This is a genomic window from Rhizobium sp. AB2/73 (genome assembly GCF_020871915.1).
GTDB lineage: Bacteria > Pseudomonadota > Alphaproteobacteria > Rhizobiales > Rhizobiaceae > Rhizobium > Rhizobium dioscoreae.
Map to the genome: position 1 here is coordinate 175,816 of NZ_CP067074.1, position 20,798 is coordinate 196,613.

Here is a 20,798-nt window from a genome sequence, read left to right on the forward strand (position 1 = left end):
GAAAATGACGAACTTGCACGGCCCAGCCCCTCCCAATCTATAGGAGGAGAAGTCATGCCAAAGATAATACCTACCAATCCACAAAATCTCACACGCATGAACCCCGGAGCAGCCGCTCTCGACATCGGATCCACGATGCATATGGCCGCAGTCGACCCGGAGAGTGACGATATGCCGATCCGCGCCTTCGGCACTTTCACACATGATCTGCATGATCTCGCCACTTGGTTCCGATCCTGCGGCGTCACAAGCGTTGCGATGGAATCGACCGGGGTCTATTGGATCCCGGCCTTTGAGATAATTGAACAGCACGGCTTTGAGGTGATCCTCGTCAATGCCCGCTACGCCAAAAATGTGCCGGGCCGGAAGACCGATGTCAGTGATGCGGCGTGGCTTCGCCAACTACATTCCTACGGCTTGCTGCGCGGAAGCTTTCGTCCGCAGGCGCAGGTTGCTACGTTGCGAGCCTATTTACGACAGCGAGAACGGCTGGTCGAGTATGCGGCGGCTCATATCCAGCACATGCAGAAGGCTCTGATGGAGATGAACCTGCAACTCCATCATGTCGTCTCCGACATCACCGGCGTAACAGGCATGAAGATCATACGGGCGATTGTCGCCGGCGAGCGCGATCCCGACGTCCTGGCATCATTGCGCGATGTTCGCTGCCACTCCTCTGTCGACACGATCAGAGCATCGCTGATCGGTAACGATCGTGATGAGCATGTGTTTGCTCTCTCTCAGTCGCTAGAGCTCTACGATTTTTATCAGCAGAAGATGCTCGAATGCGATCGTCGGCTTGAGAGCGCAATTGGTGCGATGTCAGTTGAGGTCGATGCCCCGCTCTTGCCATTGCCAAATGTCCGGACAAAAACCAAGCAGGTAAATGCACCGTCATTTGACGTGCGAGCTGCCCTATATGGCCTCGTTGGGACAGACCTGACGCAAATCCATGGCCTGGGCTCGTCTCTCGCGCTGAAGCTCATCGGCGAATGCGGCACGGACCTACGGGCTTGGCCGACGGCCAAGCACTTCACATCATGGCTCTGCCTCGCCCCGGGTAATAAAATCTCCGGCGGCAAGGTGCTTTCTTCGCGAACTCGCCGATCATCCAGCAGGGCGGCCGCATTGCTGCGGTTGGCCGCGACCACGCTCGGCCGCAGCGACACTGTACTTGGCGCATTCTACCGGCGGCTGGCAGGGCGTATTGGAAAACAGAAAGCCGTCACGGCGACCGCACGCAAGATTGCCGTCCTTTTCTACAATGCGCTGCGTTATGGGATGGTGTATCGCGATCCAGGCGCTGCTGCCTATGCTGAGCGCCATCGTGGCCGTGTCATTGCGAATCTCCAACGCCGCGCTCGGTCTATGGGCTATGATCTCTCACCCCTGGCGCCTGGGGACTGTGTTTCTTAGGAAGCGGCCGCGTATTTCGCCAGGGATGCAAAGTGAAGTACGCGTTCATTGCTTTGCATCGCTTGCAGTTTTCGGTGCGGACGATGTGCCGCCTTCTGCGGGTTCACCCGAGTGGATTTTACACCTGGCTGAAGAACCCACTGAGCAGGTGAGCCAATGAGGACAAGCGACAGACCGATCTGCTCCTGAAGGCATGGGAAGAGAGCGGCAAGGTCTACGGTTATCGCAAGCTGCACGACGACCTTCTCGATCAGGGAGAGATGTGCTGCCCGAACCGGGTCGCGCGCCTGACGCGTCTCGCCGGAATAAAGGCGCAGATCGGCTATAAACGCCGTCCCGGCATCTATGGCGGCAGACCGTCTGTCGTCGTCGATAATAAGCTCGACCGGCAATTCGACGTAGCAGCTCCGGACAAGGCCTGGGTCACGGACATCACTTACATTCGAACCTACGAAGGTTTCGCTTACCTTGCGGTTGTCATCGACCTCTATTCTCGCCGGGTCATCGGCTGGGCGGTGCAGAGCCGACAGACCACGGACGTCGTATTGCAGGCTCTGCTCATGGCGGTGTGGCGACGCAAACCGAAAGACAAGGCGCTGATCCATTCGGATCAGGGCTCGCAGTTTACCAGCATGGACTGGGCCTCGTTCCTCAGGCACCACAATCTGGTTCACTCGATGAGCCGACGCGGCAACTGCCATGACAATGCGGTGGCCGAGAGCTTCTTCAATCTTCTGAAACGAGAGAGGATACGTCGCAGGGTTTACCGTTCACGCGATGAAGCACGCCAGGACGTGTTCGACTACATCGAAATGTTCTACAACCCGAAACGCAAACACGTCAGGAACGGGATGCTGTCGCCCGTCGAGTTCGAGAAGCAGCAGAAAATCTAACCCGAGGGTGTCTACGAAACTCGGGGCTATTCAAACCACGACATATCAACAAGCGCTGTAAGTCTTCAGATCGGGCCAAAAGCTATGCGCGATCACCGGCTAATTTGATTGTGATGAGGCAACACATGTGAGACAGACGCGAAATGTGCCTGCCCGGCACCGTCAAACACAATGACATCCGAAAGGGAGAATCCGCATCGGATCGACTGTCCTACCTGGATACCACAATCTCCACTGATCACGGCGAGAATGCTCTCTCCTGATGCAAGGTTGATCTTGACGTTGGTTTCGCTTCCAAGTCTTTCGATCAACATTACCTCACCACTAAGCTGGCCGTTATCGCTTAGTACCAGCGCCTGAGGCCGCACACCAAGAGTAACCTTTTCTCCTGCCTTGAAGCGAGAGCCATCAATTGCAAGCTTGAACGGTGCAGGTCCTGCGAGCGAAACTTCGACCGTGCTTTCTGTAATCGTATTGATTTGGCCGGGCAGCAAATTCATTTTTGGTGAGCCGATGAACGATGCCACGAACAGGTTCGCTGGGCGCTTGTAAAGCTCGATCGGGCTCCCGATTTGCTGGATCACTCCGCCATTGAGCACAACGATCTTGTCGGCGAGTGTCATCGCCTCCACCTGATCATGCGTCACATAGATCATTGTCGCAGCAAGGTCTTGATGGAGTTTGGCTAATTCCATCCGCATATCGGTACGTAGGGCAGCGTCAAGGTTTGATAGTGGCTCGTCGAAAAGAAACACGTCGGGCTTCCTGACGATCGCGCGACCGATAGCCACTCGTTGGCGCTGGCCGCCTGATAGTTGCCCGGGCTTCCGGTCCAGCAGGTGCTCGATCTGGAGGATACGAGCTGCGTCCCTTATTTTCCGGTCTCTGATATCCTTTGGCGCTTTGCTGAGTTTCAGGCCGAAACCCATATTCTCGTAGACGGAAAGATGCGGATACAGTGCATAGTTCTGAAAAACCATGGCGATGCCACGGTCGCGCGGCTCGATGTCGTTACAAAGCAGGTCGCCGATCCAAAGTTCTCCGCCGGAAATGCCCTCAAGGCCTGCGACCATGCGCAGCAATGTCGACTTGCCACAGCCTGAAGGTCCAACGAACACCACAAACTCGCCATCGTCGATACTAAGGGATACATCCTTTATGACGGATAAGCTGCCGTAATTCTTCTGCAGCGATTTTAGTTCAAGTCTTGCCATTGGTAACCTCGGATCGATGCTGATGAAATACGTCGCCATTTGATAGTCGGGCGAGATTTTAGCCTATAATTTCTCACCCGGAAGGGGACTTCGGATCGGTTAAACCGATCCGAAGCTGACGATTACTTGGGGCCAGTACCCTTGCCAGTGATGTACCACTCAAGGCGATCGGGGGTCAGGGCGTAGGGGTGAGCCGGCACGTCGAAAATAGAATCGACGGAATGGTCGTGCGCGATACCGAGGCGGTCGTAGAGAAGTTTGCGGGTCTTCTTGTCGTTCTCGGCCTCCTGAATTGCGTATTTCAAAACGTCATCGATAACGTCTTGAGGAACGCAGATGGCACCATCACCGTCAGCGACGATGAGATCACCCGGGTTGATCAGCGCTCCACCGATTTCCACTGGCATGGAATCCCCGGCATATTCGACGCGTCCCTGATACATGGTCTGCACGATCCAGCGGCTCCAGACAGGAAGGGCCTTCTGAATGAGAGCTTCGTCGGTATCACGTGTTCCGCCGTTCGTCAGGCAGCCTGTTATGCCTTTTGCAGCCCAGATCATCGAGTCCATGGAACCGACCGCGGGGCTTGGCGTGCCGCAAGTGTCGCAGACGAGGAAGTCGCCCGGGCCCACGCGGCTGCCGAAATCGGTATAATCGAACAGCTGGAAGTACCAGTATTCATAAGCCCACTTCGTGTAGTCATCGGGGGACATCGTTGGCACAGACTTTTGAGTGGGGGTCTGCCGGAATGTTTGAGCGAAGCCCGCTGTCTTTGTTCGCCATAGCGGGCGGATATCTGGAGAGACCGTCCCGGTGTGGTGAAGGCCAATCCAATCAAGACCATCACGAATGTCGGTTACGCGCAGCTTTGCGACGGTATCGAGAATTTCTTTTCTACGTTCAGGTGTCATTTATAGTCCTCCTTATAAGAATGCCTGTCAGTTGTTGGATTGGCGCGGGCCAGAGACCCGTCGAGAGCGGCCAGTTTTTCGACGCGTCGACGAAATTGCTCTTTGGTTGAGAATTCAGCGGCAAGAAACGTGCGGATGACATCACCTGCGATCTGTGGTCCGACGATCCACCCTCCGATACACAGGACGTTGACATCGTCGTGCTCAACCGATTGGCGGGCGACAAAAGTGTCATGAGCCACGGCGGCGCGGATACCCGGGGTCTTGTTTGCTGCGATACAAGCGCCTGCGCCTGTTCCACAAACGAGGATCACGCGGTCCGTCTTGCCGGACGATATGAGGTCCACTGCCTTGGCGGTAACGTCAGGGAAATCTACCGGTGTGTCGGACATGGTGCCGACATCGATGACCTCGTCGCAATATTCGGAAAGCAAAGACTTTACGAACAGTTTCAGTTGAAAGCCGGCATGGTCGTTCGCAAGCCCAATTGTCTTTCGTCTGGGCACAGATATCCCTACAGAGGGACGAGCCTCTTCCTCAACGGACATAGAATTATCCTTTCATTCCGGTGGTAGCTATGCCCTCCACCAGCAAGCGCTGGAAGGCGATGAAAATGCCGAGGACGGGCAGAAGCGAAACAATCGACATGGCAAACAATACGCCGAATGCAGATTCCGCCGAGGTGTCCCCTATGGCCCTGAGCGCGAGTGGAACCGTGTAGTTCTCAGTCTTCGTCAGGTAGATCAGCGGCGAGAAAAAGTCGTTCCAGGTGAAGATGAACGAGAAGATTGCAGCGGTAGCAAGTGCTGGCATCGAAAGCGGTATGATAACCTTGAAGAAAATTGTCCAGTGTCCGGCGCCATCGATTCTTGCTGCTTCGTCCAGATCACGCGGGATGTTGCGGAAGAACTGGGTCAGCAGGTAGATAAAGAAGGCGTCCGTAGCTAGAAATTTCGGGACCACGAGAGGCAACGGTGTGTTCAGCCAGCCAAAGTCCCGGAACATGAGATACTGCGGGATCAAAATCGCGTGGAACGGGATCATCAGTGTTCCCAGCATCAACCCGAACATCAGTTTTTTGAAGCGGAAGTTGATACGAGCAAACGCATAAGCTGCCATTGCACATGAGATAACGTTACCCACAACGCTAAGTACGGATATGAAGAGGGAATTGGTCAGAAACTGCGCGAATCCTACAGTCCCCACACCTTTCCAGCCCTGAATGTAGTTATCGACCGTGAAGTGGCGGCCGGGCCAAATGCTGAAGTTACCAATCATGGAGTCCGGTCTAAGAGATGCTGCCAACATCCACAGAAGCGGATATAACATGATTGACGCGAAACCGATCAGCACCAGATGTTTCGTAAAGGGGTTCGACCAGACGGAGCGTGATGCTGAATAGGGCTTCGGCGGATTCAATGCAGTCGAGCTCATCATGCATTCTCCCCGTAATGGATAAAGCGTCGCGTCGCCAATATCAGCAGGCTTACAGCCGCCGCGATTGCTATGATCAGCAGCCAGCCGAGGGCGGATGCGTAACCGAAATTGAAGTTCACGAAACCCTGCTGGTAAATGTAGAGGGTGAAGAACAGCAGGGAGTCAGCAGGGCCGCCGGAGCCTGCGCTAACGACGTAGGCTGCATTGAAGGCCTGAAATGCTCCCACCGTATTCATGATCGTGCTGAACAGGATCAGTGGCGTGAGGAGGGGGAGTGTGATCTTGAAAAAGCACTGACGACGGGTGGCTCCATCGATAATCGCCGCCTCATAGAGGCTTTGCGGAATCTGCCGCATACCTGCCAGGAAAATGATCATGGCCGATCCGAATTGCCAGCCGTGCAATACTACAAGTGTCCATAGGGCAGTCGACGGCGACCCGATCCAGGACGTCGAAGACTCGATGCCGATCATAGCGAGACCAGCGTTCAACAGCCCGTTCGCACCGAAAATACGACGCCACAACAGCGCAATGGCAACGCTTCCGCCGATAAGGGAGGGCACGTAGAATATCGCCCGGTAAATGGTAAGGCCTCTTACTCCACGGTTGAGGAGCGCCGCCAGAATGAGCGCAAACGTTATGACCGTTGGCACCGCCAGAATAACATACAGGCCAGTGGCGCGGGCTGCGCGCCAAAAACGAGGATCTCGAGTGAACGCGCGCTCGTAATTGTCGAAGCCAACCCATTTGGCAGTGCCTGCCGCCGTGTAATTCGTGAAGCTGAAGTAGAGTGACGTCAGCATCGGACCAGCAACAATCAGGATCAAGCCTAATAGGAAGGGCAGGAGGAACAGAAACGCCGCAGTGTTCTCCGAGCCGACGCGGCTAGCCAAGCCGCGCCGCTGCAACGAACGCGATGGTACTTGTAACATGTTTGTCAGCCTTGCTTAGGGCCTCAGTTTAGAAGTGAATTCACTTCGTCGATGAATGCTTGCGCGGCATCTTCCGGACTGGTCCCATTGAATGCGACCTCTTCGTACTGACGCCTCAGCACGGCTGCCATACCCTGATAGCCCGAGGGATAATTTGCCGTCGCAATGTCACTGGCGCTCGTCACCTTGTCGAGTTCCGCCAGCGAGCGTTTCACGTTGGTTGAGGTGTTGGGATCGTCGAGGAGAGCTTCCCGCCCTGTCTTGCTCACGACCACGCCGTTGGAGGATTGATAGGCAATGGCTGCTGCCGGATCATTGCCGAAGAAATTGATATAGGCAGCGGCCAGTGGCGCATTGTCGCAGTTGGCGGAGATAGTCAGCCCGTTGGTGCCGGGGACGTTGCCTGATGCGGTGGCATCTTTCGCCGGGTTTGAAACGAACTCTATTTCAGTAGGAACACCCTGTGAGGCTCTCACTCTCTCCATGATCGAGATATGGGGAATGTCGCGGGTCGCGACGAGAGTTTTTCCGTTCGCAAACGGCGTCAGCTCCAGGTTTGCCAATTGTTCGTCCAGCCGGTCGGGTGGAATAGCTACGCCATCCTTGGCCAGATCGTTCCAGAACCGGAACCATGCAGCAATGACCTCGGGCGATGCGGATAGCTGACCATCCTTGAACATGGTCTCGCCATGCCCGGCGACCCATGAATATAGCGAGAATGGAATAGGCGCTTCATTCTCTGTCGCGTATACGCCTTTTGGAAGTTTCTTCTGTGCAGCCCGCAGCCATGTTTCATAGTCTGCAAAGTTCGCATGACCGACGGGCGGGTCGATGGCGTATTCCGAAGCCATAGTCTTATTGTATGCCAAAAGGCGCACAAAGGTGCCGGTCGGCACCATATACTGCTTACCGTCGAATTTACCGGTTTCGAGTATTTCAGGCGGGATGCCTTTGAGATCAATCGCTCCAGACTGAACGAGCTCATCAAGCGGCAACAAAGCTCCACGATTGGCGTAGCTGGCAAGGAACGTGCTCTGCACCTGCGTAACGCAGGCCAGTTCGCTCGCAGCCGACTGTACCGTTAACCGCTCAATGTAGGCATTATATTCCGCCGACACTCCCGTGATTTTCGTACCAGGATGTTTTTGCTCGAATAGACGGCTGACTTTTTCGGTGACTTCCGCTCTCGCAGCATTTCCCCAGTAGCCGTATTCGATATCGCCCTTGAGGTCCTGAGCGATTGCAGCCGAGCTGGCGGAGGCCAGCAAGCCTAACGTCAAACCATAGAGGCAGATGGACTTGGTCATCCTCTTGGATATGCGCTTCATTGTCATCCTCCCATGACTTTAAAGTGGTAATACCAGTGGTAGTCCATGGGTTCCCACTTGTCAACCGCTCTGGAATGGCGCATTTTGAAAAATAACGATTGCCACGGGTGAGCCGGAATTGAGGCGGACATGACGACTGAAAAAGAAAATGAAGTTCAGGTGACAAGGGCCGGAGGTCGAGGCGGTGACTATGAGCGCGTGCTCGGATTCCTCCGCGATCAGTTATCTACCGGGAAACTGAAAGTGGGCGACAGGCTCCTGTCAGAACGTGACCTTGCTGCGCAGATGGGTGTCAGCCGGCCGTTGATACGTGAAGCACTGCGTGCACTAGCGGCGCTTGGTGCTGTCGACATAAGGCATGGCCAAGGCACCGTTGTCCGCCAGCCTGATCTCTCGATATTCGGCGAGTTTTTCAGTTTCATACTCGCTCAGCAGGCAGAGGCTATAGACGATGTGATGCAAGCCCGTATTGCAATTGAGCTTCAGGCTGTCCGGCTTGCCTGCCGGCGGGCAACTGCCGTCGATTTCGACAGGTGCGGCGATGCGATGCTGGAAATCGTCGCAACCATCTCGAATCCCGAGGAAGGTGGTGCTGCCGACTTCAAATTTCACGAAATGCTGGTGCGTGCAGCGCATTCGCCAACGCTCTTAAGCCTCTATATCGCAACGTCGAACCTGCTTCGCCAATCGCACGTCACGCGACGCACTCAAATCCTGAACGTTGAGGGCATTCAGTCCTTTTTGATCGATCATCATCAGCAAATTTATCAAGCGCTTCTCCGACGGGATGAAGCAAAGGCGGTCGAACTGCTGCAGGCGCATTTTGACATCGGCGCGGCCTTTCGGCGAAGGGCCAAATTTGGTGACCTGGCTTTGGCCGTTAATCCGTAAGTACTCCATATTTTCAAAAAACGACAGCTCGCAATGGCAGGCCCAATGCGTACTGACTTGTCGAGGTGTGCTCTTTTCAAACCTCGATCGGTGAACATTCAGAGGTCCTTGTTGCGCCATATAGTGTCCGCCCGAAGTCACACGCCGTTTCTGTTCGCTTCTGCGAGAATGAGCCTCACCGTTGATTGAAGTTAGCTTAAACTTCCTAAGAAAGGCAATAAAAATATTTGCCATTTACATAAGAGTTTGTTTAAATCGAATTTTTACTGGGTTGGAAAATTGCAAGTTCAGGGAGGAAGATATGATTGTTCGGATGGGACTGTTCCGGCGAAGGCCTGAATTGAGCACGGTTGAGTTTGAGAAACACTGGCGTGAAACTCATGGTTCTCTCGTGAAGAAAACATTCGGAACGCTTGAGGCCTATGTGCAGAATCTGGTGACGGACAGGACCCAAAAGGGCATTGCCTACGAAAGAAATGACCTCGAAATCGATGCGATCTCGCAGTTATTCTTTCCATCGCTGACTGCAATGCGCCGTAGCGTCAACGCGGAGAATCTCAAAGACCTTCAAGCAGACGAGCAAAATTTCCTGACCGATCTGGTTGTCGCCACAGCCTTTCAAAATACAGTTGTGCCGGTCCGCAAGGCAGAAAAGAAAGTCAAGCGGATGTCGCTTCTGAAAAGGAGGCCGGGGATCAGTCGGGAGGAATTTCAGGATCAGTGGTTCAATGATCATTCCTCGCTGGTAAAGCGTCTCCCTGGACTGCTTGGCTATCGTCAGAACATCATCATCGATTGGCAGCCAAACCGCTTCGCCGACGACGGACCTGAGGGCGAGACCGGCCTAGACGGCGTCGTAGAACTTTGGTTCGAAGACGAAGCTGCCATAGAGCGCGGTTTCCAGTCGGCTCAAGGCCAGACGGCAATGACGCACGCCAAGGAGTTCCTCGGACAGATATCCACCTACGTCGTCAATCCGGTGGAAATTATTCCTGAGCGCGAAATCTCACGGCTAAAGGCCGCCTGATACGGAAATGAAGCAGATGCTTGCATCGGGCTTCTACCTTCTCAGGTTCGAAAATGACAAAAGACTTTGTTGAGGCCAACCGTTGCCCGTTGCGGCAAATCCCACCATACAAGGAGTTCCAATTGGCAAGCCTTTTTCAACCTTACGACCTGTCCGGATTTGTATTACCCAATCGTATTGTAATGGCGCCAATGACGAGGTCCCGGTCTCCGAGCCTTGTTCCAAATGCGTCTACTGCACTCTACTACGCTCAGCGAGCAAGCGCGGGACTAATCATATCCGAAGGCATTCCAATCACGCCGGAGGGGCGCGGTTATTTGTTCACCCCGGGTATTTACGACAACGAGCAGATTAAAGGCTGGCGTTTGGTGACGGATGCTGTCCACATGGCTCGGGGCCGCATCTACGCGCAGCTTTGGCATGTCGGTCGTATTTCTCACACATCGCTGCAGCCGGGGCGGGGACAGCCGGTGTCATCGGTGTCTACCGTGGCTGCGACATCAACTGCATTCGCTTACGATGAGAATGAAGTGGCCGGAAAACAGCTATGCAGCGTCCCGCGTGCGCTTGCAACCGAAGAGGTTTCCCGTCTGGTTCAGGACTTTGTTAAGGCTGGCCTTAATTCCATCGACGCAGGATTCGATGGTATCGAGCTTCATGGCGCGAATGGGTATATATTCGAGCAATTCATAAGCGATGCGCTGAATGACAGAACAGATGAATATGGTGGCTCAATTGAGAATCGCCTACGTTTTCTACTCGAAGTCATCGATGCAACCATCGACGCTATTGGGGATCATCGTGTAGGCTTGAGAATATCGCCCTTCGGACGACTTCACGATATGCAGCCTTTCGATACCGAAGCGGAAACTTGGCTTGCGCTTATGGAAGAGTTGAACAAACGGCCGATCGCATACCTTCATCTTAGCGACCAGCATACGATCGGCGGTGCAGGCCTTCCCGGCATCCCGGCTGATTTCCTGAAGTCTCTCAGGCAGGCTTTCACCGGAACTTTGATGGCGGCGGGCGGCTTCGACAAGACTTCAGGACAGGAAGCATTGGATGCGGGCCTGCTGGACCTTATCGCGATCGGGCGGCCGTTTATATCCAACCCAGATCTTGTGGAGCGTTTGGAAAATGACTGGCCGACCTTCCCGGCGGACCGAGGTGTCTATTACGGCGAAGGCGATAGTGGTTATATAGACTACCCACGTTACAAAAGAGCATAAGTAATGCGTTTGAACCGGTGCTGCGGGACACGCGCACCGGTTCTTCTTCTGTCGTTGGGCAAGTGTGGTTGTGGCTGGCGGATCGATTTCAATCCGGAATATCCAAGCTGGAACGAAAGTTGCCGGTTCGTTTAGAGGAGTAGGGGAATATATTTGCTGTCCGGGGCGTTGCTCATAACGCTATCAAGATCGATTGATGTGATGGCGCATTGCATTTGGCCCATATGGTCAAACACGGGGGCGGAGAGGGCTTTGATCCCTGGCACGGGCGATCCTCAATAGTGGCATATCCATTTGCTCGAATGCCTTCAATCTCGATACGGGAAAGGAATTTCGGTCTACCCACGCGGTTGGAGCCGATCTCATCCTTTCGCGCGTTGCGGATCGCTTCCTTGATCATGCCTTCAGGCATAAAGGCAGCAAAGACTCTTCCGCTCGCCGGTCCGGTCAGCGAGTAAACGGTCCCCAATCGGGTATTAATATTGAGCTGACTTCCACTTTCTTGAACCTGAATGACTGTCGGGCGAAACGAACCCCAGACCACGAGCGCCACGTTCAAGCCGCTTCTGACAGACAGATCGCTCACCGCCTCGAGCGCCAGTCGGATGGGATCTGCTGTGCGCATTCGGGTGATACCAAGCTCTAGAGCGTTTCCCTGACTGATTGAATCTGCGGGGCTTTGCAAATCGGGTGTGGTCTGATTCAAACTATCTGCCGATGGAGGTCGGCGGATATGTCGAAATCACTTTCTGTCGATCTGCGTGTTCGCGTTCTGGCTGCTGTCAGTGCTGGTGCGACCCATCGGGAAGCCGCCGCCCGTTTCGGCGTGAGTGCCGCAAGCGTCAGCCGCTGGCGAAATCTGCAATTGCGCCAGGGTGATGTGTTGCCTGGTCCTCTCGGTGGCGATCGAAATTCCTGCAAGACCGAGGCCCATGGTGACGCGATCATGGCCTGGCTCGCCGAGCATCGCGATGGAACCTTGTTCGAACTGCGCGACGCGCTTTCCGCTCAAGGCATCACGATCAGCAAATCGGCGCTGCAACGCTTCCTCGTCCGTCACGGCCAGACCCGCAAAAAAAGACTGGTCACGCGATAGAGCAGAGCCGTCCCGACATATCGGAGCAGCGCCAACGCTGGTTCGATAAACAGTTGGACCTCGATCCTGCCGAACTCGTCTTCATCGACGAAACCTGGACCGCGACGAACATGGCGCGCACGCATGGACGCTGCAGGAAGGGAGAGCGCCTGCGAATGGGTTTCCCACACGGTCACCGCAAGACTACGACGCTGGTGGCTGGCTTGCGCAGCACAGGAATGGTTGCGCCGCTCGTGATCGACGGGCCGATCAACGGAGAATGGTTCGAGGCCTATGTCGCCCAGGTTCTCGTCCCGACCTTGAAGCCTGGCGATATCGTCATTCTCGACAATCTCTCCAGCCACAAACGACCGGCGGCGCGTGAGATGATCGAGGCTGCCGGTGCGCGCATGCTGTTCCTCCCGCCCTACAGTCCAGACTCCAATCCCATAGAGAAGGCATTCTCAAAGCTGAAGGCGCTCCTGCGCAAAGCGGCAGAACGCACCGTGACCGGCCTTTGGGACAGGATCGGAAAACTGATCGATATCATCGAGCCTCAGGAGGCCAGAAACTTCTTCACCGCATGCGGATACGATCCAACATGAAAGGGAAACGCTCTAGCGCAAACGGGCCGAGGCGATAGCGTCCGGCAGGTTCTTCCTGCTCGATTAGGCCAAGTTTTCTGTAGCTCACTAGATAAGCGTGGGCTTGTGCCGGAGCTATTCCGGCAAGTCTCGCGAGGACTTTAAGCATCATTGGCTCTTCTTCATCGACGAGCACGTTTAGAAGTTTGGCGCCCATCTCGATCGACTGGACGCCTCTCGCGTCGTTTTTATCTGAAGCGCTGGCGCGGACATTCATCTGGACCTCGTTTCGAGGCCTGTCATCATGCGCTCACTGCACAGCTGAGGTGGCCGATCTCGTCATTTTGCCAACTTTGCGACAGCGCCGTGGTGACGGACAGGAGTTTCGCGACGGCAACTGAGCCTTGATCGACGGGCATATCTTCAGTCCGGCCGATGAGCGTGATCACCAGTTCGAGATTGGAGTGCCGATTGAAAATCCAAGACTCTCCTGAAAACTGGAGGGGAGATGGGTCTCAGGTCACTTCCATTTCCCAGAGCGTTGCCATTCGCTCGACTGTCTCTGTTGCCACCTTGGAGCTTTTGGCGACATGCAATTCATAGAACTTGCGACGGCTATGTGCCCAGCAGCCAGCCAGAATAACGCCGTCCTTGCGGACGAGTTTGCTGTAGGCCCCGTACCCGTCAACCTGCAGAATCCCGCGATGGCCGCTGAGGTGTCGTGCCACGCAGTCGGTCGCCGACTGTCTTCGAAACGATAGGCCACCATGGGCGGGCTGTTGCCTGCGAACGTTCGGTCATCCCTGGCATAGGCCCATAACCAAGCGGTTTTCGCCGACCCGGATCTAGGCGCCAGTGTCGGCAGGTCGTCTCGTCGGCAAATATTCGTTCCGCCTTCTTGATTTCGTTCAGGATGTAATCGGCGAGGATGTCGAGCTCGAACCCCAGCTTTCCCATCCATTGAGCCATGAGCCTGCGGTCGAGTTCGACCTTGTCGCGGGCGTAAATCGCCTCCTGCCGATAGAGTGGTAGGCCATCGGCATATTTGGACACGGCGATCTGAGCCAGAAGCGCTTCTGTTGGAATGCCCGCCTCAATGATATGTGTCGGGGCCGCAGCCTGGATCACGCCGTCTTCGTTCTTAAAAGCGTATTTGGGACGGCGCGTAACAATGACACGGAACTTCGCTGCAACGACATCCAAGCGTTCGGATATGTCTTCTCCGATCAGGATTTTGGTCTTACCCGTATGCTCCGGCAAGTCTTCCGGCTCGATCACCACCTCGATACGCTCCAGATGCGCCGCAAAGCCCTTGCGTGGCCTCGGTGGACGTTTGCCATCTTTGTTGATGCCACTCGTAACCTTGGCCCTGATCGCCGCAATACCGGTCTCGATCTCCTCAAAGACAAAAGCATGCTGCTCGTCATCAACACTGGCCGCTGCAAGTTTCTCTGAACGCCGTCCGAAGCGCGCGCGGTCAAAAGCTTTCAGTATCTGTGTCAGCCGCTCGATGCGCTCATCGGCATCAGCATTTCGGGCCTCGAGGTCGTCAACCTGCTTTTCCAAAGCCTCGACGCGAGCGGCCTTTTCGGCCATGGCAAGAACCATGGCCTTGAGTGCCTCTACATCATCCGGGAGCTCTATATCGGGTCGCTTCATGGGTATGATCAGAGCATATTTTGCTGTGATCCGCCCGCAGTTTCAGGTGCATGATTCAATTCGCCGCAGGGGTTTTACCCAACAATCTCGGGCGGCTTGATGGGTGTTGATCGAACGCGTTTCCAGTCCATCCCATCCACCAAAGCCAGAAGCTGGGCATTGTTGAGCTGGACCCGGCTATGTCCGATGCGCGGCCAGCAGAACTGGGCTTTCTCCAGCCGCTTGGCGTAAAGGCAAACGCCGGAGCCATCCCACCATACGATCTTGATACGGTCTGCTCGTTTCGCCCGGAAGACATAAAGAGCTCCGTTGAACGGATCACTGCCAGCATCTCGAACCAGCGATAGCAAGCTGTCAGGTCCCTTACGGAAGTCGATCGGATGGCTCGCCAGAAAGACTTTTACGTTCGACGGGATCATGCCGACCGCACCGCTCGGATCACGCGACTGAGGTGTGCTTCATCGGCATCCACCCCCGCCCGGATAATCATGTCGCCGATAACCACCTCGATCACCGCCCGCGCACAAACCGGCCCCAAACACGCCTCGACAGCCGCAGGCACCGAAGAGCCCTCTTGTCTGGCGCGAGCATCACGACGCCAGCCGAATAATTGTGATGGGTGTATGCCGATGCGACGCGCAATTGCCGAGACACTCGCTCCTTGAAATCATCGGACCAACGCCGCCGAAACTGCCGCGGCGCGCCCTCGAAACGTTCTGGAACGGCCTCGATCATATGAAAGTTTCTAGTTCCAGAGATAGGCGCAGACATAGAAGCTCACAGCTGGTGGATAGTCATTACGCAATAGCTGAGCCCGCGCTACTGACGCCAGATGGGGTCAGCTTGCCGCTTACCCTTTATCCAAAGCACGACGACTTTATTCGAACGGGTCGAATGTGGAGCGCACATTTGCCTCAAGGTCGGGTTTATTATGACGAGCGAATGATGACGAGCGAAAGCGGGCGTTCGTTTTGTTGACAGGTTTACGGGCGAAGTCGAAATCTCGCAGACCCTTTTGCCGAGGCGCTCCATTGCTTTCAGCCCATTGCGCGTTCTGTTTTGGGAGACAGGCTGCAATTGACGGACCGTCAAAGACAAATTGTCACCTTGGTGGCTTGAGGCAAAGCCAATGCGATGATCGCTCAGGAACTGTCTCTTTCAGTCAGAACTGTCGGAAGCCATTGAGCCAGACTTATGAAAGCAGCAGGCATAGGGAATGCGGCGGAATTGATTGCTCGTTTTAGCAGTATGTAGCGGGAATGCCGCTGATTTGAAGGGGCAGGAGGATAATATCTCTCCTGCCCCTGTCTCAATTAGCGTTTGGCTGGTTCTATTTCCTGTAACTTCGGCAACTGGCTCTGATAGCCTTTGATATCCGTCAACAGTAGTCTCGCCTGAGTACCCCAGGCACCGATGAACACATCATCCTTGCCGTCACCATCAAGATCGCCCTTGCCTGCGCTCCAGCTTCGACCGACAGTAATCCCCGGAACGACATCCGCCGTGACATCGGTAAAGTTGCCGTTTCCGTCATTTTGCCAGGCGCGCGGCTGAAGCGGGACGAAGCCCGGCACCTGAATTGCGCCAACAAGAATATCCGGCGCGCCGTCGCCGTTCCAGTCGAGAACGGTTCCGGCCCAGCTGGAGAATTTGTGCTTGGGCAATCGTGCTTCGGTCTCATCTTTGAACCGGCCATTGCCGTCATTGATCAGCAGTCTGGTTTGCGGATCCTTATCCCAGCCCATATTGTTGCTGGTGATGTTGAAAAAGACGATATCGCTATGCCCGTCCTTGTTCACATCCATGACTTTAACGTCGCGTGTTTCCATTGGCACAGACAGTTCGAGGCGGTCGGAACCGTCTGTAAACTTGCCTGAACCATCATTGATGAGCAGCCGGTTCGGGTGGGCCGGGCTTGCAATGATCATATCGTGATCGCCATCGCCATCCATGTCTGCCAGTACGACGCCTTCGGTCTGGTCATCCGCTTTAGGAAGATGCGTTTCCGTAGCATCGATAAAGTGACCCGGACGATCCTTGTCGTTCAGGAACAGAAGATTGCGCGCAGGCCGCAATTTCATGTTGGGACCGTGCCCGATTTCGCCGGTGCTTCCCACGACGATATCAGGCAAACCGTCGCCGTTGACGTCGCCAATGGCGAGGCCGTTGCCCTGGCTTCCAGCGGGAAGTCGGTCACTTGCGTCAGTAAAGCCGCCTTTTCCATCGCCTAGAAAAAGCTGATGAACTTCGTCAGACTCGGCGACAAACACTACATCCATATTGCCATCGCCGTCGAAGTCCGCAGCGCGAACATGTTCGCTATCGTGAATACCCGTGCCAAAGACACCAGGCTTGTAGGTGAGGCGACCTTTGCCGTCGTTCTCATATAGACGGTTCGCGCCATATTCCACGGATACGATGACGTCCAGATCGTCATCCTTATCGACGTCGACAAAGGTCGAATCCGTGGCGTGAAGATTAGCCATGACAGGAACGCGTGTGCCGGTCGCATCGACATAGGCCGAGGATGGCTGCTCCGGGATCAAAACATAGTCGCCATCAAGGACCGTATTGGACACGGTCTGTGCGTAAACTGGATAACTTGCCATCAACGTCGCACTTAGAGCAAGGGCGATTCCGGCGTTCGGGCGTTTCGTCATGATATCCTTCCTCCAAATCAAATCGTAGCGCGCTAATGCAGGCGCCCAACAGATTTCGTAACGGCAACTCAAATTCGCAACTTTCTTGATATGAATGGCCTTATGACGATATGTCATGAATGAATATATCGAAGCGCCATTAAATCATAAGACCGAGAAGGAACTGATGTGATCCGGGATGAACTGGGAAGTCTTGCTGCCTTCGTCGCCGTCGCTGAAGCCAAGAGTTTCACACGAGCCGCTGGTCGTCTTGGTACCTCGCAATCCGCGCTCAGCCATCGAATCCGCCGGCTGGAGGAGCGACTGGGCATGTCGCTCTTGTCAAGAAACACACGGAGTGTCGCAGTCACGCAGGCCGGGCTTAAGTTACTAGAAACACTTGGCCCGGCGCTTCTCGATATAGAAGACAAGCTCAATGCTATCAAAGGCAACGACGCGGAAATCGCTGGCATGCTGCGTATAAATTCAGCGGATCATGCTGCTGAAACCATCCTCTGGCCCGCGTTAAAGAAACTCGTGTCCGACCATCCCCAGATTTCGATAGAGGTCAGCGTCGATAACCGCTTGGTGGATATCGTGGCTGCGCGTTACGATGCCGGGATACGGCTCGGCAATAATCTCGACAATAACATGATTGCGGTTCCGATCGGTCCGCCGGAAAAGGCGGTCGTCGTCGCGTCCTCTGCCTATCTTTCAAAACACGGCACACCATCTACGCCTAAAGATTTGCCTTACCATCAATGCATCAATCGCCGTATGCCATCGCTGGATGGCGTTACGAAGTGGACGTTCCAAAAAGAGGGGAGGAACCAGAACGTAAGAGTGTCCGGTGCGCTTTCTTTTGACAAGCCTGAGATGATTATCGACGCCGCAGTGGCAGGATTTGGCATCGCCTACATGCTACAGTCGCAGGTACAGACCTATCTTGATTCCGGCCAGCTTGCAACCATGATGCCTGATTGGACCCCGGAAATGCCGGGTTACCACCTCTATTATCCCGGCAAACGACAAAAGCAGCCAGCGCTAAATGCCTTGATTGACGTGATCCGTTATCGTGGCAGCAAGGTTGGCGGCTAAACCGACCGTATATCTATCCATGCTTTGTCCGTCGTCGAATTATTTGAGACTTTTTAGGCTTTGGAAGCTGGAGTTTCCGGCTCGGCTTGCGGGTCGATTGGCCTAGTGGTTCAAGCGGCGCTGTTTTATGGTGTCTCGTTTAATCCTTTCGCGTTCGAGCAGCATGGCCTGGCCTCGCCAGAAGTAGACGTCGACCGGGGTGAGATTGTCGAGGCTCTCGTGGTATCGTCGATGATTGTAATGCTCGACGAAGGCCGCGATCTGGGTTTCGAGGTCCTGCTGGAAGAAGTAGTTTTCCAAGAGGATGCGGTTCTTCAGCGTATGGTGCCAACGTTCGATCTTACCCTGAGTTTGCGTATGGCCGGGAGCGCCGTGCACCTGATCGATCTTGTATTTCTCCAGCCTTTCACCGAGATCGGAAGCGACGTAACAGGGGCCGTTGTCCGAAAGCAGGCGCGGCCTATGTTCGACCTTGACCTTGTCGCAGCCTGAGGCGGCCAGCGCCAGGTCGAGCGTATCGGTGACATCATCCACCTTCATGCTGGTGCACAGCTTCCACGCGATGATGTAGCGGGAATAATCATCGAGAATGGTCGACAGGTAGAACCATCCCCAGCCGATGACCTTCAGTGGAGTAAGAAGCGCAGAAGCGCTTCTCCTCCCCGAACCGTACGTGCACCTTTCAGCGCATACGAGCTCTGGTTCCTTTTACGATCACGACAAAGTCGTCAGCGTATCGGCAATAGGCAACAGCCGGTTCCATTGCCGGTTCTCGCGAACCCTGATGGGGCGACCCTGCTTTATGCCGAAGTTCCATGCCCATCGGTCTTTGCGTGCCTACTTGTTCAGGTATTTCGCCTCCAGCAACATATCAAACTCGTAGAGCATGATGTTGGACAGGAGCGGTGACAGAACGCCACCTTGCGGGACACCCTCGCTTGAGGCTGTAAACAGGCCACGGTCGATGTGGCCTGCTTTCAAGAACCGATAGAGAAGATCGACGAACCGTCGGTCCTGCACCCGTCGCCGCACACATCTCAGAAGCAGCCGGTGATGGACCGTGTCGAAGTAGCTGGCCAGATCACCTTCATAGCTCTCCTCCAGCAGGCTTGTCCGCAGGTCGTCCAGATGCTGATCCAGTTTGACCTGCAGTCTTTGCTTGTCCATTCCGTCAATACCCGGCGTTCGTGCGCCACTTGACGCAAGAACCATCCGGGCGGCCTCGGCAAGCCATTCCCGATTGGCAATCAGCCGAAGTATGCTTCGCCGCCATTGGAGGCGCGAGACCATAGGTGCGGTTGATGGAGATCACCGGTTGCGACCGTGCGACTGCTTCCCTGATAATGCTTGCAGACCGTCCCTCCTGTTTGACGCGATTTTGTATGTATAAAAATATCTGATCGGGGTCGCGCTCAGACTCTGCCCAGCGTGCGAGAAGATAGCGCCAGTAGTGGGGAAGCTTGCGGCCGTCGTCTTTCAATTGATACCGCAGGTGTTGTTCAAGTCCACGTACGAGATAGGGATGAACCTCGCGTAGCCCTGTCGCCCACCCGAGAGCTGGGATTTCGGCCATCTTGCTGATCAGAAACCGTGCAAGCGACCAAAGGCGGGGCGTCATCACCGAACGGCCAACGAAGTTCGCTGCCTCGCCGGTCGACATCTCCGTTATGTCGCGTGGATGCGCCAGAAAAGCGCTCCAGGCGGATTTTGGCACTTTCCGGTCTCGATGAGGAATGTCCGGATCGACCGGCGCGGGTGCTTCGTCGCGATCACGCCCGAAGTTGTCAAGACGGTTAAAAAATGAGCGGAAAACAACGGTTTGATGATGCGGCTGTAATAGCGGGCGCAATGCACGTATTTTGCGCCGCGGTTATGCGGCAGCGTCGATTGATGAACTGACGGCAGCAATGGGCCTGTCCCGATCCAGTCTCTACAACCGATTTTGTGACGAGGAAGGGCTCTAACGGGAGGTCTTGGCACACTACAACGAACGCGTTTTGCGTCGTATGAGTGCCGTTCAAGCCAAAACAAGAAGAGAACAGATTCAGGCGCTACTTCTTGACTACGTGACGAGCGATCCGAACCTAGAGAAACCCAGCGGCTGCGTGCTCGTCAAGGCCTGCGTCGAAATTACGAAGTTGCCTCCGGGTGGCAGGGCGATGGCATTGAAGGGGGCTGGGGCACAACGCGCGCTGTTTAGAACCATAATCACATCTGCGTTTTCAGAGGGAAAACTGAGCGCGGCGACAGACGTTGAAGCAATGGTGTGGCATTATTCCGGTGTGCTTCAGGCTATCATGAACCTGCCGCAGGTCGGTGCCACCGAGAGTAATCTCCCCAATATAGCTGACCCAGCGATGCTCGTGTGGCCGCCAGCCATTTGAAGCCATAAGATGGAGCGCGTATTCGAGTGCAAGGGGTTAGTTGCAAACTGATGTCCTGAACCGCGCCGGGTTTAGCGGAGA

Annotated in this window: 20 protein-coding genes and 4 pseudogenes; 9 read left to right on the forward strand and 15 right to left on the reverse strand. The window is 55.0% G+C overall.

The window, feature by feature from the left end; all coding sequences use genetic code 11:
- Nucleotides 1–54 precede the first annotated feature (54 nt).
- Complete coding sequence (locus I8E17_RS31840; RefSeq protein WP_219256749.1) at nt 55–1,416, forward strand: IS110 family transposase; 1,362 nt, start codon at nt 55–57, stop codon at nt 1,414–1,416.
- A 5-nt stretch (nt 1,417–1,421) separates the two neighbouring features.
- Nucleotides 1,422–2,309: pseudogene (locus tag I8E17_RS31845) on the forward strand (IS3 family transposase); the annotation flags it as partial.
- 92 nt (nt 2,310–2,401) lie between these two features.
- Here the strand turns inward: I8E17_RS31845 and ugpC are convergent.
- The 6 genes from ugpC to I8E17_RS31875 form a co-directional block, all read right to left on the reverse strand.
- The gene (gene ugpC, locus I8E17_RS31850; protein WP_209160223.1) at nt 2,402–3,523 is read right to left on the reverse strand and encodes a sn-glycerol-3-phosphate ABC transporter ATP-binding protein UgpC; all 1,122 of its coding nucleotides are present in this window, start codon (nt 3,521–3,523) and stop codon (nt 2,402–2,404) included.
- A 122-nt stretch (nt 3,524–3,645) separates the two neighbouring features.
- A complete protein-coding gene (locus tag I8E17_RS31855; RefSeq protein ID WP_209160224.1) occupies nt 3,646–4,434 on the reverse strand; it encodes an RraA family protein in 789 nt (262 codons plus the stop codon).
- The gene (locus tag I8E17_RS31860; protein ID WP_209160225.1) at nt 4,431–4,982 is read right to left on the reverse strand and encodes an RpiB/LacA/LacB family sugar-phosphate isomerase; all 552 of its coding nucleotides are present in this window, start codon (nt 4,980–4,982) and stop codon (nt 4,431–4,433) included. Before I8E17_RS31860 ends, I8E17_RS31855 begins: the two co-directional genes overlap by 4 nt.
- A 4-nt stretch (nt 4,983–4,986) precedes the next feature.
- The gene (locus tag I8E17_RS31865) at nt 4,987–5,763 is read right to left on the reverse strand and encodes a carbohydrate ABC transporter permease (RefSeq protein ID WP_229002325.1); all 777 of its coding nucleotides are present in this window, start codon (nt 5,761–5,763) and stop codon (nt 4,987–4,989) included.
- Nucleotides 5,764–5,867: 104 nt separating this feature from the next.
- A complete protein-coding gene (locus I8E17_RS31870) occupies nt 5,868–6,803 on the reverse strand; it encodes a sugar ABC transporter permease (RefSeq protein WP_209160227.1) in 936 nt (311 codons plus the stop codon).
- Between the two features lie 23 nt (nt 6,804–6,826).
- On the reverse strand, nt 6,827–8,131 hold the full coding sequence (locus I8E17_RS31875; RefSeq protein WP_209160228.1) for an extracellular solute-binding protein: 1,305 nt from the start codon (nt 8,129–8,131) through the stop codon (nt 6,827–6,829).
- 129 nt (nt 8,132–8,260) lie between these two features.
- On the opposite strand from I8E17_RS31875, the gene I8E17_RS31880 reads away from it, so the two are divergent.
- The 3 genes from I8E17_RS31880 to I8E17_RS31890 all read left to right on the forward strand — a co-directional run bounded on the left by I8E17_RS31880 (nt 8,261) and on the right by I8E17_RS31890 (nt 11,278).
- On the forward strand, nt 8,261–9,022 hold the full coding sequence (locus I8E17_RS31880) for a FadR/GntR family transcriptional regulator (RefSeq protein WP_209160229.1): 762 nt from the start codon (nt 8,261–8,263) through the stop codon (nt 9,020–9,022).
- A 301-nt stretch (nt 9,023–9,323) separates the two neighbouring features.
- Nucleotides 9,324–10,049, forward strand: a complete 726-nt coding sequence (locus tag I8E17_RS31885) for an EthD domain-containing protein (RefSeq protein WP_209160230.1) — start codon at nt 9,324–9,326, stop codon at nt 10,047–10,049.
- Nucleotides 10,050–10,102: 53 nt separating this feature from the next.
- Nucleotides 10,103–11,278, forward strand: a complete 1,176-nt coding sequence (locus I8E17_RS31890; RefSeq protein ID WP_307777826.1) for an alkene reductase — start codon at nt 10,103–10,105, stop codon at nt 11,276–11,278.
- A gap of 172 nt (nt 11,279–11,450) precedes the next feature.
- On the opposite strand, the gene I8E17_RS31895 is transcribed toward I8E17_RS31890, so the two are convergent.
- On the reverse strand, nt 11,451–11,984 hold the full coding sequence (locus I8E17_RS31895; protein WP_209160231.1) for a hypothetical protein: 534 nt from the start codon (nt 11,982–11,984) through the stop codon (nt 11,451–11,453).
- Between the two features lie 27 nt (nt 11,985–12,011).
- On the opposite strand from I8E17_RS31895, the gene I8E17_RS31900 reads away from it, so the two are divergent.
- Nucleotides 12,012–12,958, forward strand: a protein-coding gene (locus tag I8E17_RS31900; protein ID WP_209160232.1) for an IS630 family transposase whose coding sequence is annotated in 2 segments (ribosomal slippage) — nt 12,012–12,351 and nt 12,351–12,958 — 948 coding nt in all. Because the reading frame shifts where the segments join, the coding sequence is not laid out codon by codon here.
- Here I8E17_RS31900 and I8E17_RS31905 read toward each other — a convergent pair.
- The 5 genes and pseudogenes from I8E17_RS31905 to I8E17_RS31925 form a co-directional block, all read right to left on the reverse strand.
- Complete coding sequence (locus I8E17_RS31905) at nt 12,930–13,214, reverse strand: helix-turn-helix domain-containing protein (RefSeq protein WP_209160233.1); 285 nt, start codon at nt 13,212–13,214, stop codon at nt 12,930–12,932. The genes I8E17_RS31900 and I8E17_RS31905 overlap by 29 nt on opposite strands.
- Before the next feature lie 247 nt (nt 13,215–13,461).
- Nucleotides 13,462–14,596: pseudogene (locus tag I8E17_RS31910) on the reverse strand (IS66 family transposase); the annotation flags it as partial.
- A 74-nt stretch (nt 14,597–14,670) separates the two neighbouring features.
- Nucleotides 14,671–15,015, reverse strand: a complete 345-nt coding sequence (gene tnpB, locus I8E17_RS31915; RefSeq protein WP_012478067.1) for an IS66 family insertion sequence element accessory protein TnpB — start codon at nt 15,013–15,015, stop codon at nt 14,671–14,673.
- Entirely contained in the window at nt 15,012–15,239 is a 228-nt protein-coding gene (locus tag I8E17_RS31920) for a transposase (protein ID WP_209160237.1), read from the reverse strand. The genes tnpB and I8E17_RS31920 overlap by 4 nt, the downstream gene beginning before the upstream one ends.
- A 670-nt stretch (nt 15,240–15,909) precedes the next feature.
- Nucleotides 15,910–17,256 carry a VCBS repeat-containing protein gene (locus I8E17_RS31925; protein WP_209160234.1) on the reverse strand — a complete coding sequence of 449 codons (1,347 nt, stop codon included), beginning with the start codon at nt 17,254–17,256 and terminating at the stop codon, nt 15,910–15,912.
- A 168-nt stretch (nt 17,257–17,424) separates the two neighbouring features.
- Here I8E17_RS31925 and I8E17_RS31930 point away from each other — a divergent pair, with 168 nt between their 5' ends.
- On the forward strand, nt 17,425–18,333 hold the full coding sequence (locus I8E17_RS31930) for a LysR family transcriptional regulator (RefSeq protein ID WP_209160235.1): 909 nt from the start codon (nt 17,425–17,427) through the stop codon (nt 18,331–18,333).
- 102 nt (nt 18,334–18,435) lie between these two features.
- Here the strand turns inward: I8E17_RS31930 and I8E17_RS31935 are convergent.
- From I8E17_RS31935 to I8E17_RS31945, 3 genes and pseudogenes are all read right to left on the reverse strand, one after another.
- Nucleotides 18,436–18,963: pseudogene (locus I8E17_RS31935) on the reverse strand (DDE-type integrase/transposase/recombinase); the annotation flags it as partial.
- A 61-nt stretch (nt 18,964–19,024) separates the two neighbouring features.
- Nucleotides 19,025–19,623, reverse strand: a pseudogene (locus I8E17_RS31940) (reverse transcriptase/maturase family protein); the annotation flags it as partial.
- Nucleotides 19,505–20,182 carry a hypothetical protein gene (locus I8E17_RS31945; RefSeq protein ID WP_209160240.1) on the reverse strand — a complete coding sequence of 226 codons (678 nt, stop codon included), beginning with the start codon at nt 20,180–20,182 and terminating at the stop codon, nt 19,505–19,507. The pseudogene I8E17_RS31940 and the gene I8E17_RS31945, both read right to left, overlap by 119 nt.
- Nucleotides 20,183–20,192: 10 nt before the next feature.
- On the opposite strand from I8E17_RS31945, the gene I8E17_RS31950 reads away from it, so the two are divergent.
- Together I8E17_RS31950 and I8E17_RS31955 are read left to right on the forward strand one after the other, a co-directional pair.
- Nucleotides 20,193–20,297, forward strand: coding sequence for a TetR family transcriptional regulator (locus tag I8E17_RS31950; RefSeq protein WP_229002314.1), 105 nt, complete (start codon nt 20,193–20,195; stop codon nt 20,295–20,297).
- A gap of 9 nt (nt 20,298–20,306) precedes the next feature.
- Nucleotides 20,307–20,717, forward strand: a complete 411-nt coding sequence (locus I8E17_RS31955) for a TetR/AcrR family transcriptional regulator (protein WP_209160242.1) — start codon at nt 20,307–20,309, stop codon at nt 20,715–20,717.
- The last annotated feature ends 81 nt before the right edge of the window (nt 20,718–20,798 follow it).